Genomic DNA, 19,565 nt, shown 5'->3' on the forward strand with positions numbered 1-19,565 from the left:
ATAATAGTTTCAATCACTGTGGATGATATTCTGCTTTTAGATCAGCCTGAGATAGTATTTGAAGCGGAGGACGGAATTCCGAATGCACCTCAACTTGTTGCCATTGAGGCAACAGATGGATCCGCACAGTTGGAATGGACAGTTTCAACCACTGAATATATTATCGGATTTAGAATTTATAGAGGCAGTTCAATCGACAACATGTCAATTGTAAATGAGACTGATGTGACCTCACGATCTTACATCGATTCTAACCCACTGTCGGGTACATCCAGCTATGCAATGACTGCCGTAAACAGAAATGGGGAAGAGAGTGAAATTTCAAACATCAAAACGTTTGTAAATACCAATTTCATTGCCTCTAAGGAATGGCAGCTTGTCAGTATTCCGGTAAAAACGGGTACGGCAGAAATGGAGCTTGCAACCATTTATAATTTTACCGACAGATATGAACTGAGCAGTTCGCTGGAATCCGGTAAGGGATATTGGGTCAAAACCCGGTCGTATGAAGATGAATTGATGCCGGTTGCAGGGGAGGGTGCTGACAGCCTTACCATTGAGCTGAATCGTGGGTGGAATTTGATCGGAAGCTTGTCTGATGATGTGGATGTAGGTACAATTTCAGACCCGGATGACATTTTAACAAACACACCGGTCTATCTGTATAAAGGAAATAGCTATACTGAAACAGAGGATATCATTCCCGGCGCAGGGCACTGGATGTACGCATCCGATAACGGAAATGTCACGATGACCATCCAAAATTCTCCTCCTGCGGCTAGTGATCATGTCTTAGCAGATCAGAAGATTTTAGACGACACGGTTCTTCCGGTACTTCGTTTTTCAAATGAAGGCCGAGCTGCCGAAGTGTATGTAAGCAATATCTACATGGATCAATCGGAGCAAACTCGGTACTATCTGCCGCCTGTTTCGCCCGAACCGATGCTCGATGTTCGTACCAGAAGTCATACAAAGCTGATTAACAATCAGCCGACTGAGTTGATCATTGATTCGGATCAATATCCCATACGAGTTTCCCTGGATGAGATTGATGAGATGCATCAATTTGCCATTCGTATTCATGCAGAAAAGGAGGGGGAGAAGCGTTCATTTGATCTGCTACCCGGCCAGAGTGATCAAATTACGGAAGAGTATGACAGATTAAGTGTGGAGCTGGTTCATCCGGATGATGTGGTCTCTGAAAATCAGCTGATGCCTAACTACCCGAACCCATTCAACCCGACAACAACGATTCAATATCAGCTTCGGGAGCAGACCCACGTAATGATTGAGGTGTATGATGTGATTGGGCGAAGGGTAAAAATGCTGGCAAACAATGTTCAGCTTTCCGGTCAGCACAGTGTGGAATTTGATGGGAGAAATCTGGCATCTGGTCTTTACATCATTAGGTTTACTGCGGGCAACGTGGTCGACATCAGAAAAATGACATTGGTTAAGTAGAAGATTATGAAATACTCTCTGATTAAAATTTTACTCTTTTCAATTGTATTGAGCGGTTGTGGTGAAATCTCATCATCGGGTGATCGTGTGAACATCAACGTGAATGCTGTACCGTCTACGGCGGGAACCGTTTTGAGCAGTGGAGGTGATGAAGTTGGGAATACCGCCGAATTTCTGGCCGTACCCAACGATGGCTGGCAGTTTGAAAACTGGAGCGGTGATGTGGAATCTGATGAAAATCCATTAGTAATGGAGTTGGAGGATGATTTGAATCTTATTGCCAACTTTAGGGTAATGAGTAACAACTACCGGATTGATCTGGAAATGAGTGACGGGCAATCAGCGGTGGACCTGGCATTTGGACAGGTAAGCGGCGCAACGGATGTGTTTGATTCAGGTATTGACCTTGAAGCTCCGCCAAGCGCAGCTCCCAACTCCCTCTTTGCCTGGTTCGATAATGATGAACGAAAACTGTTTCACGATTTCAGAAATTCCGTCTCATCAAGTGTTGAATGGGTATTGAATGTAGAGCCGGGAGAGAATAGTAAAGTTAGTTTAAACTGGCAGATGAACGACGGCTATTTTGATGGAAATCTCTATTTAACGGATGCCGATGAAACGTTCACCCTTGATATGAATGAGGAGGACAGTGTATCCATTGAAGTGACTTCACCGACTCAGGTTTATATCTATTTCAAAAAATAGAAAGTTACTCCTGATACGATCAACCTTAGTTAAGCCATTCATTTATTACTTCTGACACGTCTATCATCTTTTCAACGTTCCGGTTTAGAAATCACAAGAGAATGGCTCTATAAATAACTATCTTTCCATTGGATAGAAACGCGCAGTTTGTTTTGCGTATAAATGGATAGATATCAATGTCTGAGTCACTGCAGGAACTTCGTAATTACGCAGAATCGTTTGCCAGAAAAGGTGGCGATTCCACACTTCAATACTTTAAAAAATCGTTTGAGCTGGAGTTTAAGGAGGATGATTCCCCTGTTACCAATGCCGATCGTACAGCTGAACGAATCATCAGAGATTTGATTAACAACCAATTTCCCGAACATGGAATTATCGGGGAAGAGTTTGGAGAGGAGAATACGGACAGTGATGTAGTCTGGGTACTCGATCCGATTGACGGCACACAATCTTTTATTCACGGCGTGCCTTTCTATACCACATTAATCGGGATTTTGATCCGTAATCAACCGAAAGTAGGTGTGATTTATGCACCTGCACTGGATGAAATGATGTCAGCAGCCATTGGCCACGGTTGCACACTGAATGGCAAGAAAACGAATGTAAGAGCGTGTGAAGACCTCTCTAAAGCTACATTTCTTTCAACGGAGGTGACAACATTTGAGCAGTACGGTTTTGGCAGGTCTTTTTCGGAACTTTTAAACAGAACTCGGATTCACAGAACCTGGGGTGATGCCTACGGCCACATGATGGTAGCTGCAGGTCGGGCAGACATCATGATCGATCCTATTTTAAATATTTGGGATGCAGCGGCGTTACTACCCATAGTAAGTGAATCCGGCGGGGCATACACCGACCTGATGGGACACCAATCAATAGATACCGGTAACGGACTTTCAACAAACCCAATTCTGCTACCTCAAATTCTTTCAATATTTAATGATTAAGATGAGAAAACAGTTCTTTCTACTTTGTTCGGCATTGCTTTTTAACCTTGGAATCTATTCTGCTGTACAGTCACAAAACTGGGACTACGAGTCTTATCCCTATCAACCGTTCGAAATCAGTCATCTGGACGCAGAGATCACAATTAGCGAAACAGGGGTGATTGAGGGGGATTTGCTCTACTTATTGACATTAAAAGATAACCGATCTGATTCTCTGGTTTTCGATGCAAGAGAAATTGAAATCCTGAGCCTGGTATTAGAAGGAGAGAGTGCAGATTTTTATATCGAGTCCGATAAACTAATCATACCGGTTGCTGATTCTTTCACACAAGGGGAGGAGCTTTCACTTCGTGTTCAGTATAGAGTATCTCCCATGTTTGGTCTAAATCAAACAGCAAAGGGGACGTTTTTTAGCTCACTTCTCCCCAAAACAACATCCCACTGGCTGCCCGTGGTCGACCACCCCAGAGTACAGTTTACTACCGAAATGATTTTCACACATCCTTCCGGAAAAACACTGATTTCTAATGGCAGACAATCATCCCGTGATATTGAAAGTGTTTCTGAAGAAGTAACCATCTATTCATCTAACAAACCGATATCGCCGGTGGATCTCACATTTGCACTTGGTGATGTTGAACTGGTTGCCTCTACTCAAAGCAGCAGGGGTTCCGGTTCAGCTTCCAGATTGTTTGAGCGTCGGTCTGATAACCACATTTATATCTATTCGGAAAACTCCGCAATAAACACGGATGACATTCTGCACACAGCTGTGGATGCATATGAAAAACTTTACAACTCACTCGGAATCGGATACCCATTTAGGGATTTGTCAATCATCATACTGGATGATGATTACTGGGAGACAAAATCTTACGGTGCGGGTGTAATCTATTTATATGAAAGCCGGGGAGATCTCAAAGAGCAGCTCTATCGAAGCATGACCGGACTCTGGGTCGGGTCACATATCCGGGCTGAACAGTGGCAGGATGCAAACGCTGTGCTGGCTATGCAAGCTTACGTCAACTCTGACCTGTTTGATTTGGATTATATAACAGAAGAGACACCGGTCCCTTATCATGTATTTGACGGATCGATGGAATCTGTCTGGCGATACGGGTTGGAACAGGATTCGTTTTCAACCTTTGCCGGACGATTTGAAAGAGTTATGAATACGTTATTGAATGAAACCGGTGGAGTTGTTACATGGAATGATCTGGCTGGTTCTATTTATAGAGATTCCGGAGTTCCCTATTTCGAAAAACTTGAATTACCGGAAGTAAGGGAAGAAGAGCCGGTAGAATATCTTTACGAAGCGGAATTGACTCATAATGAGCAGGATCAAAATATGACGATTCATTTTCGTGCGATTGGTGAGCCTCTTAACGAACTGGTAACCGTTCAGGTTGATGAGATCACATTTCAGGATCAAAAGCAGAGTGAGATTACATTTACGGGTTCAGACGATACAATCGTTTTGAACACTTCGGCTGCTACAGAAAATATTCGTTTCACTGTTCTTGGAAGAGATGACATCACTCTTGAAACAAAAAAGCCGTTTGAGTTCTGGATTTATCAGCTTCGAAACGGAGAGGAAATCAGAGATAGAAAAGAGGCGGCCCGGTCATTGGCAAGATATTCCGACAATCCGGATCTGCAGCTTGCCATCCGTGATCAAATGCGAGGAGAAGAGAATCAGGATGTGTATGCCGAATTGCTTCGAACTCTATCAGCAGTAACAATGGGAGCCACCGGTACGGATGAAACGTTTATCAGTCACCTTTCTTCAAACTACTCAGCTGAAGTGCAACTGGCTGCTGTTGAAGCTCTGGCCCATTTTAGTGAAAACGATCGGGTAGTCAGCCGTCTTCGTTCGGTAGCAAATCAAACAGAAAATGGTGAGCTCCGAACGGCTGCCATTCGATCCCTGAATGAGACTACAAACCCGGATCGATTTAAAGTTCTGGCAGAAGATCTGATCACAAGAGAATCAGCTCTTTATGATGTACCGCTCATACTTAGACTGCTGGCCGAGAAAGGTGAAGAAGAGGCTGCGGTTCGGTATGCGTCCACATTTTTAGCGGAAGGCTTTCCCTTTACGGTAAGGCAGGAAATTTTGCAGCTTGTACTCAATCTGGATCAGTCCAGAGAGGGCTGGGAGAATCGTCTGCCTTCACTGCTTCAGGATCGTGATCCCAGAATCCGTGTTAGGTCCTTGGAAGCATTGAATCGAACCGGCAGTAGTTTTCAATCGGAATGGATTGAACGACGAGAAGCTGATGAGTATGATGAACGGGTAAGGAGATCACTAAACAGTCTGTAGAGAAAAAAAGCCCAATGACTGAGTCACCGGGCTTTTAAACTGTTTTAAGACTGTTTGATCCACTTTGCAAGATCTTTAAAAGTAGCTGTTTTGCCATAGCTTAATATTCCCACCTGGTATATTTTCGCACTCAGCCACATGGTTCCAACAAAGGAGAGGAGCATCAATAGTATGGCCGTGGATGTTTGCCAGAACGGAACCTCTGTAATTGCAATTCGGGTAATCATCAAAATCGGAGAGAAAAAAGGAATCAGTGATCCAACCACCGAGAGCGTACTGTCCGGACTCTGCATGGTATGAAACATGATGATATATGCAATAAATATAGGCGCAGAAATTGGCAACATCAGTTGTTGCGTATCTGTTTCGGAATCGGCAGCCGATCCAATAGCTGCAAACAGTGAGCTGAACAGCAGGTAACCGAGGAAGAAGAAAATTACAAAGTAGATAATGAGAGATGTTTCCAGTGTTGGAATATCCAGGATGGCCGGAAGTTCCTGATTGGCCTGTTCCATACCATTCGGCATTTGAGTTGCTGAAGCGCTCTCCCCGATAATGGAGGACGCCACGGGGCCTGCAATGGCCGACAGTCCTGTAAATGCGAGTATCCAGATCCCGAACTGGGTAATGGCAATTGCACCCACACCGGCCATTTTACCGGTCAGAAGCTCTATCGGTTTGACGGATGAGGCAATCACCTCGATAATCCGATTGGTTTTCTCTTCAATAACACCGCGCATTATGTAACCACCATAACCAAAAATGGCACCAAAAATGATCAATCCCATAAACATACCCACTACGGAGAGAAACTCGGTATCGTCGTCGGTTTCTTCACCTTCCCGGCTTAAACGTCTTGAATCAATGGTTACGGAACTTTCAAAAATATTTCTGATATCCTCACTCACGTTTTCACGCCGGAGTCGTTCCTGTCGGATCGATTCTCTGAAATCGGAGCGGACGGCTGTCAAAAGCTGAAGTCCGCCGCTGCCGCTGTAGATCAGTTCCAGGTTTTGTTCACCGGTAATGTGTGAATCGTTGACCAAAACATAGCCCGTGATCTCTTCTCTCTGCACCATTGCACGCAGAGTGTCTACCGGCAAGTCTGAATAGTCCTGATAGCGAGTTTCATCAATTTCCTGCAGATTCTCTATAATCAGCCCGGATTCATCAAATACGCCGATTGTGTAGTCGATTTCACTGTCCCATGCGGCGATGAAGATCCCCACACCAATCAAAACGGCAAACCCGACCGGAACCAGAATGGTAGCCCAGATAAACCCTTTACTTTTTACACGGGTCAGATATTCTCTTTTTAAGACTAAATACGTTTGTCGCCAATTCATGAGAGTTCGGCCTCCTGCTGCTTTTTGATGTTATCTTCGCCTACCGTAGATATGAAAATTTCATTTAGTGAAGGCTCTACAAGCTGAAATTTGTGAATTTCCACATTTTGCATCGCTTTTTTCAAAATCTCCTGAGCATTTAATCCATTTAAAATTCGTATCTCAGCGAAGTTGGTTGATCGATTATTGATTCGAACATCCTCCAGCTCATCCAGAAAACTTCCGTCTCCCTGGAATTCAAGCAGTACGGTATTCTTGCCAAAATCTTTTTTAATCTTTCTGAGATTTCCGGTCAGCACCACTTTCCCGTTGTTAAAGAGGCAGATATCATCACACATCTGTTCAACCTGCTCCATTCGGTGTGTAGAAAAGAGGATGGTATTCCCCTGATCTTTCAGTTCAATGATAATCTCTTTTAAAAGCTCACTGTTGATGGGATCGAGTCCGCTAAACGGTTCATCAAAAATGTAAATTTCCGGATTGTGAACGATTGTTGAGATAAACTGAATTTTTTGACTCATCCCTTTGGAGAGTTCCCCAACTACTTTGGAGTGCCAGTCGTAGGCATTAAACCGGTTTAGCCAGTACTTTATTTTTTCCCTGGCGTCCGTCTTGTTCATCCCTTTTAGTTGAGCGAGATACATCAGCTGTTCACCCACTTTCATTTTTTTATAGAGCCCTCTCTCTTCGGGCATATATCCAATCATCTTTTGGGTTTTGGGGCTTACGGGGAGATCATTAATCGTAATTTTCCCCTCATCCTGCAGGGTGATGTAATTGATCATTCTGATGGTTGTGGTTTTACCAGCACCGTTGGGGCCGAGAAGGCCGAAAATTCGCCCTTTTTCCACATCGAATGAGACATTATTTACAGCCTGTGTCTCCCCAAATCGTTTAGAGACGCCGTCTACAGATATTGTTACACTCATCTGGTTCTCTTTAAAAGATTGTTTTAATTAGATGACAGCACAAAGGATACTCTAAAATCTATAAAGAATGAAATTTAAAAAGTGCTCTATGCCCATAATGTTCGGTAAAATTATTGGTTTGATGATGTGCTGTTCGTTGCAGGTCATCAATAAATTTCTTAACTCAATAATCTAATGGAGGCATACTAAATCCTTCGAGTAACGATTACGAATCATCTATAGATAAGTTTCAATGAATATAGTTCACATTTCTGCCGAGTGTTACCCTTATGCCAAAGCCGGAGGGCTGGGAGATGTAGTAGGAGCACTGCCGAAATATCTGAATCAAAGCAGACATCAGGCCATGGTGATCCTACCGTATTATTACAATGAAAGACTGAGAGATGCTGAAAAAAGCCTTGTCTATGAAGGTCAGGCTCCGCTCGGCGTTGAGCCATTTGCCTTCCGGGTGTATAAAGTAGATGACTCTAAGGATTTTGACCTGTATGTTATCGATATACCCGGAAGATTTGACCGGCCGGGTATCTATATCGATCCGTGGTCGGGACACGCCTACTGGGATGAAAAAGAGCGATTTATCAGCTATCAGGTGGCCGCACTCGAATGGCTTAAAATCGAAGACTTCAAACCGGATATCATTCATAGTCATGATCATCACACGGCGCTCATTCCTTTTATGATGGGACAAGCCTTTCGGTTTGAGAATTTCAGAGAAACTCCCTCAATTCTGACCATTCACAACGGAGAGTACCAGGGACGATACAGCAGGGACGATTATGATCTTTTACCGGCATTTAATTTGGAAAACATTGGTTTACTGGATTGGGATGGAGCTCTGAACTCCCTGGCTGCCGGAATTAAAACCGCGTGGAGTGTTACAACGGTTTCGGAAGGGTACATGGAGGAGTTACTGGAGTATTGTCATGGGCTGGAGCAGTTGCTTCGTCACGAAAAGGAGAAGACCATAGGTATTGTGAACGGAATTGACAGCGATGTATGGAACCCAGAAACGGATCAATATATCGGGCATAACTACTCGAAAAAGAGTTCAAAAACAGGAAAGTCAAAAAATAAGAAGATTCTATGCAACGAGTTCGAAGTTGATCCGAAGTCTCCTGTTTTCTCATTTATCGGGCGGCTGGTTCGAGAAAAGGGGGCTGATCTTCTGCCATCGCTCATTCAAAAGTGTAGTGAAGAGGGCGTTGATGCATCATTTATTGTGTTAGGAACCGGAGATCCTTCTCTCCACGAAGTGTTTGATAAACTGAGTGATGAGCATTTCGGTTATTTTGACACACGACTTGAATACAATGAACAATTGGCTCATCAAATTTATGCAGGCAGCGATTTTTTGTTGATGCCGTCACGTGTTGAACCATGCGGGTTAAACCAGCTCTACGCCATGCGCTATGGCACCATACCGGTAGTGAGGAAAACCGGCGGACTTGCTGACACGGTGAAGGATTTACATGAAAAATCGGGATATGGGATTGTATTCGATGAATTTTCCGTTGGGGATGCATACAGGGCAGTTGAGCGCGGAGTAGAACTATTTGCCGAAAAAGCGTTATTTAAAAAGAAGGTAGAAAAAGTGATGTCGCTGGATTATTCCTGGAGACGTTCAACAGAGAAGTACATATCGCTCTACAATTCATTGATTAAATCTTAACGGGGTATATTATGAGCAGTTCAACAATAGCCATAATTCTTGGAGGGGGAAGAGGCACCCGGCTTCATCCGCTAACGTATCACAGAAGTAAGCCTGCCGTTCCGGTGGCGGGTAAATACCGTCTGGTAGACATTCCCATTTCGAACTGTCTGAACTCAGGGATACGCAGAATTTTTGTATTAACGCAATTCAACTCTGCATCTCTGAATCGTCATATCAAGAATACCTACAATTTTGATCTATTCTCTCATGGATTTGTGGATATTCTGGCAGCTGAACAAACTCCCAAGAGCAGCAATTGGTTTCAGGGGACGGCCGATGCCGTGAGACAGTCAATTCACCATCTGGCTAATCACGAATATGAACATGTACTGATACTTTCCGGCGATCAGCTATATCAAATGGATTACGATAAACTGATCCGGGATCATAAAGAGAACGGAGCCAATCTTACCGTAGCAACCATTCCGGTAGATGCCAATGATGCTCCCGGCTTTGGGATTATGAAGACCAATGAAGACGGAATGATCGACTCGTTTGTTGAGAAACCTTCAAAAGATGAGCTTTCGAAATGGTCATCTGAAACCGGCTCAAAGCTTGAAAAGGAGGGGAAGGTTTACCTGGCATCCATGGGTATTTACGTATTCAACAAGGAAGATCTGATTCGGTTGTTTAATGAAAATCCGGATGCAACAGACTTTGGTAAGGAGATCATTCCCAAAGCGATCGATGAGGGGGCAAAGGTGAACAGTTACCCATATATTGGTTACTGGACCGATATCGGAACAATTGCCTCTTTTTTTGAAGCGAATCTTGCTCTTACAGAAACCTTGCCGAAGTTTAATCTGTACGATAATGAACGGCAAATCTTCACACGTGCACGTCTGCTGCCAACGTCTAAACTGACAGGCACCTCACTTGAATATGTGATTATTGCTGAGGGGTGTATCATTGAGGCGAGCAGGATAGAGAGGTCTGTGATAGGAATTCGGTCCAGAATTGGAAAGGGTACAACCATCGAGCACTCTATTGTGATGGGTAATGATAACTTCCCAACGCCCGATGACCTGAATAAACAGAGCAGCGAAATGCCGCTCATGGGAATCGGTCAGAGATGCTATATCAGCCGCGCCATTGTGGATAAAAATGTTCGAATTGGGAATGATGTTCGAATTGTTGGCGGTACGCATCTGGAGGATGGAGAGTATGATAAATATCACGTGGTAGATGGCATCGTGATTATTCCTAAAGGCACTGTAATTCCTGACGGATACAGTATTCAGTAAAATATTTTTTCTGTATCTATTCACAATTTATCTGGAACTGCTTAATTTTTGAAACTTTATTACAGATTTATTTCATTTAAAAATTATTCGGGTTATGTATTCAGATGAACAGTGGATTGAGTGGTTTGATCGCCTTGCGGAGGATGACCATGTAGTTGTCGATGATTTTCTTTCAGGTGACCTCTACCGTCAGATTATGGCTTTCTTTTCAAATGCTGAAAAGAGCGATCGACTCAAGAAAGCCGGGATTGGGGCTTCCGGTGAATTTCAGATCAAGTCATCTGTTCGCGGAGATTTTATCTATTGGCTTGATGAGGAGAGAGACGTGGAAATAAGTGGTTTTTTTGACCTGAAAAATGAATTGATCGAAAAATTGAGAAGGTTCTGTTTTCTGAGCCTATCCGGTTCAGAATTTCATATCGCAAAATATCCGGAGGGTTCCCATTATGACCGGCATTTAGATCAATTTAATGAGCGGTCAAATCGGCAAATAACCGTTTTGATTTATCTTAACGAGAATTGGAAAAAAGGAGATGGCGGTGAGCTGGTGATCTACAAAGAACAAGAAGAAATTCTTGTGGAACCCGTTGCCCGACGATTACTTCTCTTTAAGAGCGATGTAATAGAACATGAAGTTCTGAAAACCAATGTGTCACGATACAGTTTAACGGGATGGCTTCTTCACAAGCCGGAATCAGTCGGGTATATTTTATAAGTGAGAGGAAAGGTTTCAGGAGTCTTTCTCTTCCTGTTTTTCTCTCTCCTCTTTCCGGATTGAAGGCGTTTCGGTATCAGAGAGAACTGCTTCAATGTGAGTGTCTGAACCATCAGATATTTCTGTCGACTGTTCAATTGTTACTTCTTCCTGTTTTTCAATAGAGTCTTCGAGCACCTCGCAGCCGATAACCAATAAAATAGATAAGAGTAGAAGTGAGATACTTGTAAGTATCGTTTTCATTCCAGAATTAATTATTTAAAGTAGAGTGATTGTTACAGAATTGACTACTCAAAGAAGAGCAGTTTGTTCCCAAAAAAGGCTTCCAATACCCAAAAATTGGAAGCCTCAAAAATAGATGTTTCGTGATTTCTATTTCAACTCCATTTATAGCCGTTATTATCCGATGAATCATTGGGTTTTACATCGTAAGGCTCAGATGAACTCGAGGGTTCCGGAGCACCATGATATAGCTCAAGAGACTCCTCACAAAGAATATCCGCATTCAGTATTTTTATTTGTACCGCGGGAAGTGTGCCAGTGGAGAAATCAGATAAGTACTTCACATCTTTTACACTAAACGCGACTGTACCTAAATTTTCCCCCTGTAAATTTGCTTCAATCGGGCTGTAATTGGTACTTACGTCGCTGTCGTAAACTACAGCACAAACCGTTTTTCCGATCAGGCCATATAGGCCTTCTGCACGGAGCGGAATCACATTCGGGATTTCATCAAGCCGCACTTCCGGGCTGTCTCCGGTTCCAAGGCCCTGCCCGACATTATGAGGGTAGGGTTGAGAAGGATTGCCGAGATAGTTTCGCAAGCCGCTGTCAGTGGGTCCGGCTTCTGTCCACCGGTTTGGAATGGTTTTAGGAGCGTGCCACCCTTCATCACCGACTTGACCGCTCCAAAGCCAGATGGTTTCGCTGATATTGTTACCGAAATAGCGCAGCTGATTTCTGCGTGCCAGATCAGAAAGATCGTCGTTTACTTCAGTGTCACTGAAAGATCGGATATTGTCCGCGTTCAGATTGGTTTCGTTTCCGGGCCAGTAACGGTCTCCGTTGTTGATGGCGTCTTCGTCCAGGATAAGATAGTAGATTTCAGAAAGGTCGTCTGTTTCATCATTTCCAATTTGGGTGGATGATGGAGTATTGGTTTCTGGTTCATTAGCTGATTGCGGTGACTCTATGGGTTCACATGCGGAAAACAGAAAGATTAGCATTGAAGAAGTATTGAGTCAGTAGTGTCCGGTTAAGCAAATTCTAAATTCTTGTAACTCATTGTTGTACAGTGTAATAAGTATTGTTAAAATTTTTATCGACTTGAACTCGTAGTTTGCCAGTAACTGCGGTGCTCAATTATAGATCGATATATAAAATCATGTACACTGGCCGACTTATTTTTTCACAACTTATGGATGTCATTCCCAAATACAAATTTCGAAAAATCGTTGACCGTCACAATGGTAATTATCGTGTGCGTCGCTTTACATGCTGGGATCAACTTCTTTGCTTGTGTTTCGTCAACTCACCTTTCGGGAAAGTCTGAGGGACTTGACTTCGACCCTCAATGCCCTGGATTCGCGCCGCTATCACATGGGTATCAAGCATAAGGTCCCATTATCTACATTTGCTGATGCCAATAATAGTCGACCCTGGCAGATCTATCAGGATTTGGCCATGGTGCTGATCGATCAGGCTCGCAAGGTTGTCAGTGATCAGAGTGAGTTGGAACGGGCGAGGGATTCCATTTATGCCCTTGATTCCACCACCATCGATTTGTGTTTGTCGCTGTTCCCGTGGGCCGAGTTTCGCTCCCGTAAAGCCGCGATCAAACTCCACACATTAATGGGCCTGGAGGGTTCTATACCCACATTTATCCATATTTCCGACGGTCGCACCCACGATGTGAAGGTCCTGGATATGATCCCAATAATGGCCGGGAGTATTTACATCATGGATCGTGGATATTTGGATTTCCAGCGACTGTATGATCTGCATTAATCTGGTGGCCGCTTTGTCATCCGATCCCGTAAGAACCTTCAGTTTTATCGCAAAAGTTCCACTCCGGTTGATCGAAGTCAAGGCCTCCAATGCGATCAACTCATTCGATTAACAGGAGCAAAGCCCAAGAAAAAATATCCTGAGCCACTTCGCCGTATTCGTTTGATCGACACCGAAAACGATCAAAACATTATTCTTCTGACGAACATGAAAACGTGCAGTGCCGAGACGATCTGCCAGTACTATAAAAGCCGCTGGCAAATCGAACTGTTCTTCAAATGGATAAAACAGCACCTTCGAATTAAATCTTTCTACGGCCAATCGGTGAATGCAGTAAAAACCCAGATCTGGACTGCGATCTGCAGTTACCTGATCATTTTAATAACTCAAAGAACAAATCAATTTAACGTCAAAATGCACACGATGATGCAAGTTCTCAGCGTCGCGATATTGGACCGTATGACGCTTAAACAGCTATTTTCCGATGAACAACTCACAGAATTTGACCCCCAATTACGTAACCAATTGGGGCTCTTCGACTTTTAACCGGACACTACTGGTATTGAGTATAGAAATTGTAGTTTTCATCGGCATGAGGGTTTGTTAATATCTACTCATACTACAGTTTTAAAGCAGGGTTTCCACTAATGGGAGGTACATAAAAATTTCAGACAGGTGGGGCAATAAAAAAAGCCACTCTGCAGAACAGAGCGGCTTTTTAAAAAAGTGTGAAAATTGACTAGAATTATAAAATTCCCTTCAATGTCTCACCAATTTCTGCAGGGCTTTCTGCTACGGTTACTCCGGCATCTTTCAGTGCTTTCTTCTTGTCGTCCGCACCTCCTTTTCCACCGGATATAATAGCACCAGCGTGCCCCATTCGTCGTCCGGGAGGCGCTGTGCTTCCGGCGATAAATGCTACAACCGGTTTGTCCACATTCTCCTTGATGTAGGCAGCCGCCTCTTCTTCGGCAGAACCGCCAATTTCACCGATCAGTACAATGGCGTCCGTATCGGGATCATCCTGGAAAAGTTTAACGGCATCGGTGTGTGTGGTTCCGATTACCGGGTCTCCGCCAATACCAATAGCAGTACTCTGTCCGAGCCCGATTTTTGTAAGCTGGTCAACGGCTTCGTAGGTCAATGTTCCGGATCGGGAAATAAGTCCAACGTTACCCGGGGTAAAGATCATAGCCGGCATAATACCAACTTTCGCTTCACCGGGTGTAATTAAACCGGGGCAGTTTGGCCCGACCAGAGTTGCTCCGTGACGGTCGCATACGGCTTTTGCTTTCACCATATCCTGAACCGGGATTCCCTCGGTAATACAAATTATAACTTTAATTCCCGCAATGGCAGACTCAATAATCGCATCGGCTGCGAATGGAGGCGGTACAAAAATGACAGATGTGTTAGCTCCTTCGTTTTCTACAGAATCGGCAACGGTATTAAAAACCGGTCGGTCCAGATGCTTTTGACCACCTTTGCCCGGGGTTACTCCACCCACTACATTTGTTCCGTATTCAATCATTTGTCCGGCATGAAATGTGCCCTCACTGCCGGTGAAACCCTGCACAATCAGCCGGGTATCTTTACCAACTAATACACTCATGAATCAGGTTAGTTTATTTGATATTTTGATTTATAAATCTACGCATGAATATACCATCATTGATCAGATTTTCCCAAGAGCTCTGGCAACAAATCTAAGGTTGTTCATGGATCGAATTTCTTTCTCTGTTTTGTTTTAAACTGAAAGTTAATTCTCAATTGAGATCTTTTTAGTCGGATCAATTTTGTATTATTTAACCCGATATGATAACCGATAGTAAAAAAGAGGAAATACGCGAGACGGCTGATATTGTCGAGATTGTAGGCGACTATGTGAAGCTCAAAAAATCCGGCACCGGCTTTGTAGGGCTCTGTCCGTTTCACAATGAAAAGACACCCTCTTTTCACGTAACACCAAGTATGGGCATATATAAATGCTTTGGGTGTGGAGAGAGCGGAGATGTGTTCAGTTTTGTGATGGCGATGGAGGGAGTAGGATTTCCGGAAGCGCTCAAATCACTGGCGGATCGCTACGGAATCGATATTCCCGATGAACATGTGGATGGGGATGATGAACGAACCAAAAAGCGGGAGGGTGTGTATCACGCGCTTAAATATGCCGGCCTCTTTTTCTATCGCCATCTGAAGGAGAATGAGGATGCAGCCAAGGCACGTGATTATCTGAAGAGACGTGGTTATGATCACTCCATTATTAAAAAGTTTGGGCTGGGATATGCACCCGCAAATTCTCAGCTCCTGAAAGAGGCCACACGCGAAGGAATTCCGGAAGAGTATCTGGCAGAGGCTGATCTGGTGAAACCCAGCAACCGCGGTGATGGATTTTACGACACTTTCCGCGACAGGCTGATGTTCCCGATTTTCAACCCATCCGGTAAGGTAATAGCGTTTGCCGGCCGAATATTGGATGAGGATAAAAAAGCGGCCAAATATGTAAACTCTTCCCAGACAATTGTCTATAACAAAAGTGAAGTTGTTTACGGCGTCAACTTTTCGAAGAATGAGATTCGAAAAGAGGGAGAGGTGATTCTGGTGGAAGGATATACTGATGTGATTACCATGCATCAGCACGGCATAAAAAATGTGGTGGCTTCCAGCGGAACCTCACTTACATCCGGACAGATTAATATTCTGCAGCGTTATGGCAAACGGATTGTGATGATTTATGATGCAGACAGTGCCGGCCAAAAAGCGATGGAGCGCGGTATGAACATCGCTCTTGAAGAGGGTATGGAAGTTTTTCTGATGGAGTTACCCGATGGAGAAGATCCCGACTCTTTTGTGAAACAGTTTGGCGGGGAATCGTTCCTGGATTATAAACGAAAGCATGCCGAAGATTTTGTCACATTCTCCATCCATAAAGCGGAGAAGGAGGGGCGGATGGAGAGCCCCGGAGATCGGACGGCCGCCATTCGCTCGGTGCTCGAAAGTATCGCGTTAATTCCGGAAGAACTGGAACGCCAGGTCTATGTTCAGCATCTACACCAACAGACACAGAAATACAGGAAAGGGAGCGACCGTGAGCTGTTTCAGGTGCTGGATAAGATATTGGCGGAAAAAAAGAGTCAGCGCAAATTCCGCAAGCGTGATAAGCAGTCGGGCCCAAATGCACCGGTTCCACATACAATCGGTGATTTTTCACCTGAACCGGAATGGTCAGGGGATTCTAAACCTGTTCCCAAAAAGAAGCCTCACTACGAAAAGGAGATTATCCGGCTGATGTTGTCGTACGGTGAAAAGATGATCAAATTTATTGGACATAATGTTGCCGAGGATCATTTTGAGGATGAGGAACTAAAAGAGTTCTACAACGATATTATAGTGCGGCATGTAAATGAAGAGGAGATATCAGTTCAACACTATTCAAACCGGGAGAAGCCCTATCCTGGATTAGTTGGAGACATAATGCTGGAACGCTATTCTGTCAGCGAAAAACACGCAAAAAGAACCGGAAGCGAAGTGAAACGCGACCGAAATCCATTCAAAACGGCAAAGTACTCTATGAAGCCCCTGCGGCTCCACTTCCTTGAACGCAAACGAAGAGATGTAACTGAGAGGCTGAAACAGGTTAGCGGTGAAGAGAAGTCAAAATTGATAAAAACAATCACCAAGCTGCAGCAGGAAATTACTCGCATTCAAAAAATATCAGCCGATGAACTATTTGAAGATCCGGAATTTTTAAAGAGTGATGACACATCAAATTTTACCGGTAAATTTGAGTATAAGATGAAGGGGGAGAATTAGATATGAGTCGTGAGGCTTGAGACTTGAGAAGTTGCCATACATTTATCATCCAGCATTCAAAACTTAACATTTATTATGAATAATGATTTAAAGGTTGCCTTAAACGCCGCGCGAAAAGGCGTTGAGATGATCAAAAGCTTTGAAACCAAAAAACTGAATACCCGCGAAAAGGGGTATCATGATCTGGTGACAGATGCTGATTTTGAAACGGAAAAGGCAGTATTATCAGTCATTAAGGATCATTTTCCGGAAGATAAAATACTGGCTGAAGAGACGGAAGCACACGAACATCTGACCGACTCTCGCACATGGATCGTAGATCCGATTGACGGGACAACCAATTTTGCTCACGATTTTCCGATCTATTGTGTTTCAGTTGCTCTATGGATTGACAAGAAACCGGCTGTTGGGGTTGTCATAGAGGTGAACAGGAACGAAGAGTTTACTGCAGTGGCCGGTGAAGGTGCATTTTTGAATGGTGAACAAATTTCGGTTTCAAACACTCACAAGTCAAGAGATGCTTTTATTGCTACCGGTTTTCCGTATAACGACCTGAGCCTTGTTGACCCGTATTTACAACTTTTCCGTCATCTTATGGAGGAAGTTCAGGGAATTCGAAGACCGGGAGCTGCTACATTTGATCTTTGCTGTGTAGCCTGTGGACGGTTTGACGGTTTCTTTGAATACTCTCTCCACGCCTGGGATGTAGCTGCTGCCGCACTTATCGTAAAAGAAGCGGGAGGGTTGGTTACAGACTGGATTGGGGAAAACAGATGGCTGTTTGGCCAAAGAATTATTGCAGGAAATCCAGAAATTCACAACATGCTGCTCAAGAGGGTAGAGGAGTTTATTCCGCGTGAACTGAGAAAGCCGAAGAGTTAAGCCGCTCTTTTTTAATTGTTATCATCTGATGGAGGTAAATAGAAAACCCCATCAGACAAAGATCTGATGGGGTTCAGGTTTAATTTAGGTGTTGTTTGTCGAATCGTTAACAGACAGTAAATGTTTTATTCACCGCTCTGCGTTGCGCTGATCCAGCTTTTCACGATACAGCTCATAGAACTGACGATGGGCATCCATCATATCGCTTTCACGCCCTTGAACGTAAACCTGTTCAATTTGAGTGCTATACTCGATTGGGTTGCCGGTTGTGATCAGCAGAGAGGCGTCTTTTCCAACTTCGAGCGTCCCCACATAATCATCAAGGCCTAAAATGGCCGCCGGATATGTAGTCAGTGATCTGAGTGCTGTATCGGCATCTAAACCAAACGCAGCTGCTGTACCCGCTTCATACGGGAGCCGATGTGCATAGGCTGCACTTGACCCGCCGGCAATGGCAAATGTAACACCGGCTTCATGCAACTTGGCAGGAAGTGAATAGCGTGCATCATAACTCTCCCAGTCTCTGTTGGAGGAGGTTTGTACGCTTGTGATAATAACCGGAATGTTTTTTGAACGCAGATGATCTGTAACCAGGTGAGCATCAGACCCGCCTAATATAATCAACCGGACACCTTCCTCTTCGGCCCAGGTTATGGCATCTTGAATCTGGCGCACTTCATTGGCACTTACCACCACCGGAACATTCCCTTCAAAAACAGGGATCATCGCTTCCCAACGGCTGTCGGTATCGTGGCGCTGAGCCTGACCCGAACGCATAGCCTGCCGCGCTTTCATGTAAGATCGAGCATCAGCAAATGCATCACGCAGTGTTTGGATGTTATCTTCGTAATCGCTTCTGCTGGGAAACGGCCAGTTAACGATTAGTCCGGTGCTCGATTTGAGTGTCATTTCATCCCATGCCCAGCCATCTGTTTTCATCGCTGATGACTGCCCGGAAATTAAACCGCCGCCCGGAGTGGTTATTACAGTTAGAATTCCTGCAGATCGGGCAATCGGTATGTGGCGACTGGCTGGGTGAAATGCCCGTTCGGCCAGCACATTCGGGTTGATTATGCCCTGCTCATTCACATCACTTGTCATATTAACAGCCCCGATTTCAGTAATTCCCATCTGGCTGTAAGAGTCGATCAGACCCGGATAAATATGTTTGCCGCTAACGTTTTGTTGCCGTGTACCGGATGGAATATTCACGTTTGAACCAATGGCGGTAATTTTTCCATCTTCAAACAGAATGGTTCCATTTTCAATGACATCACCGGCTAAGGTATGAATAGTTCCCCCAACAAGAGCGATGGGTTCACTCTGTTTGGGAGCCGGGGTTTGAGCATCAGCCTGCGGTACAGCTATCATCACGAAAGCAAACAGGGTGCAAGTTAAAAGTAGGTTTTTCATAGTTTCGTACGTTTTGATATTCAAACGATTGATCATATCCGTTCGCGGGTTCATTTTTGAAATTTTCAT

Annotated in this window: 15 protein-coding genes and 1 pseudogene; 10 read left to right on the forward strand and 6 right to left on the reverse strand. The window is 44.2% G+C overall.

The window, feature by feature from the left end:
* The 4 genes from BG260_RS05425 to BG260_RS05440 form a co-directional block, all read left to right on the forward strand.
* Positions 1-1,461, forward strand: a 1,461-nt coding sequence (locus tag BG260_RS05425) for a T9SS type A sorting domain-containing protein (RefSeq protein ID WP_218089729.1), incomplete at its 5' end; no start/stop codon positions are given.
* Positions 1,462-1,467: 6 nt separating this feature from the next.
* Entirely contained in the window at positions 1,468-2,166 is a 699-nt protein-coding gene (locus BG260_RS05430; protein ID WP_069130950.1) for an InlB B-repeat-containing protein, read from the forward strand.
* Positions 2,167-2,342: 176 nt separating this feature from the next.
* Complete coding sequence (hisN, locus tag BG260_RS05435) at positions 2,343-3,113, forward strand: histidinol-phosphatase (protein ID WP_069130951.1); 771 nt, start codon at positions 2,343-2,345, stop codon at positions 3,111-3,113.
* 1 nt (position 3,114) lies between these two features.
* Positions 3,115-5,436, forward strand: coding sequence for a HEAT repeat domain-containing protein (locus BG260_RS05440; protein ID WP_176719438.1), 2,322 nt, complete (start codon positions 3,115-3,117; stop codon positions 5,434-5,436).
* A 44-nt stretch (positions 5,437-5,480) separates the two neighbouring features.
* Here the strand turns inward: BG260_RS05440 and BG260_RS05445 are convergent, their stop codons facing one another.
* The gene (locus tag BG260_RS05445) at positions 5,481-6,782 is read right to left on the reverse strand and encodes an ABC transporter permease (RefSeq protein ID WP_069130953.1); all 1,302 of its coding nucleotides are present in this window, start codon (positions 6,780-6,782) and stop codon (positions 5,481-5,483) included.
* Positions 6,779-7,711, reverse strand: coding sequence for an ABC transporter ATP-binding protein (locus BG260_RS05450; protein ID WP_069130954.1), 933 nt, complete (start codon positions 7,709-7,711; stop codon positions 6,779-6,781). Before BG260_RS05450 ends, BG260_RS05445 begins: the two co-directional genes overlap by 4 nt.
* Before the next feature lie 232 nt (positions 7,712-7,943).
* On the opposite strand from BG260_RS05450, the gene BG260_RS05455 reads away from it, so the two are divergent.
* From BG260_RS05455 to BG260_RS05465, 3 genes are all read left to right on the forward strand, one after another.
* The gene (locus BG260_RS05455; protein ID WP_069130955.1) at positions 7,944-9,380 is read left to right on the forward strand and encodes a glycogen synthase; all 1,437 of its coding nucleotides are present in this window, start codon (positions 7,944-7,946) and stop codon (positions 9,378-9,380) included.
* Between the two features lie 11 nt (positions 9,381-9,391).
* On the forward strand, positions 9,392-10,666 hold the full coding sequence (locus BG260_RS05460) for a glucose-1-phosphate adenylyltransferase (protein WP_083750112.1): 1,275 nt from the start codon (positions 9,392-9,394) through the stop codon (positions 10,664-10,666).
* 94 nt (positions 10,667-10,760) lie between these two features.
* Positions 10,761-11,381 carry a 2OG-Fe(II) oxygenase gene (locus tag BG260_RS05465; RefSeq protein ID WP_069130957.1) on the forward strand — a complete coding sequence of 207 codons (621 nt, stop codon included), beginning with the start codon at positions 10,761-10,763 and terminating at the stop codon, positions 11,379-11,381.
* Positions 11,382-11,396: 15 nt separating this feature from the next.
* On the opposite strand, the gene BG260_RS05470 is transcribed toward BG260_RS05465, so the two are convergent.
* Complete coding sequence (locus BG260_RS05470; protein WP_069130958.1) at positions 11,397-11,624, reverse strand: hypothetical protein; 228 nt, start codon at positions 11,622-11,624, stop codon at positions 11,397-11,399.
* A gap of 134 nt (positions 11,625-11,758) precedes the next feature.
* On the reverse strand, positions 11,759-12,607 hold the full coding sequence (locus BG260_RS05475; RefSeq protein WP_087148684.1) for a hypothetical protein: 849 nt from the start codon (positions 12,605-12,607) through the stop codon (positions 11,759-11,761).
* Between the two features lie 158 nt (positions 12,608-12,765).
* Here BG260_RS05475 and BG260_RS05480 point away from each other — a divergent pair.
* Positions 12,766-13,934: pseudogene (locus BG260_RS05480) on the forward strand (IS4 family transposase).
* A gap of 199 nt (positions 13,935-14,133) precedes the next feature.
* Here BG260_RS05480 and sucD read toward each other — a convergent pair.
* Positions 14,134-15,000: a succinate--CoA ligase subunit alpha gene (gene sucD / locus BG260_RS05485; RefSeq protein ID WP_069130959.1), complete on the reverse strand. Its 867-nt coding sequence runs from the start codon at positions 14,998-15,000 to the stop codon at positions 14,134-14,136.
* A gap of 203 nt (positions 15,001-15,203) precedes the next feature.
* Here sucD and dnaG point away from each other — a divergent pair, with 203 nt between their 5' ends.
* Positions 15,204-17,201 (forward strand): DNA primase, encoded by a 1,998-nt coding sequence (gene dnaG / locus BG260_RS05490; protein ID WP_069130960.1) that lies wholly within the window; start codon positions 15,204-15,206, stop codon positions 17,199-17,201.
* Between the two features lie 75 nt (positions 17,202-17,276).
* On the forward strand, positions 17,277-18,083 hold the full coding sequence (locus BG260_RS05495; protein WP_069130961.1) for an inositol monophosphatase family protein: 807 nt from the start codon (positions 17,277-17,279) through the stop codon (positions 18,081-18,083).
* Between the two features lie 129 nt (positions 18,084-18,212).
* On the opposite strand, the gene BG260_RS05500 is transcribed toward BG260_RS05495, so the two are convergent.
* Complete coding sequence (locus tag BG260_RS05500) at positions 18,213-19,565, reverse strand: amidohydrolase family protein (RefSeq protein ID WP_069130962.1); 1,353 nt, start codon at positions 19,563-19,565, stop codon at positions 18,213-18,215.

It is taken from the genome of Rhodohalobacter halophilus, from assembly GCF_001715195.1.
Lineage (GTDB): Bacteria > Bacteroidota > Rhodothermia > Balneolales > Balneolaceae > Rhodohalobacter > Rhodohalobacter halophilus.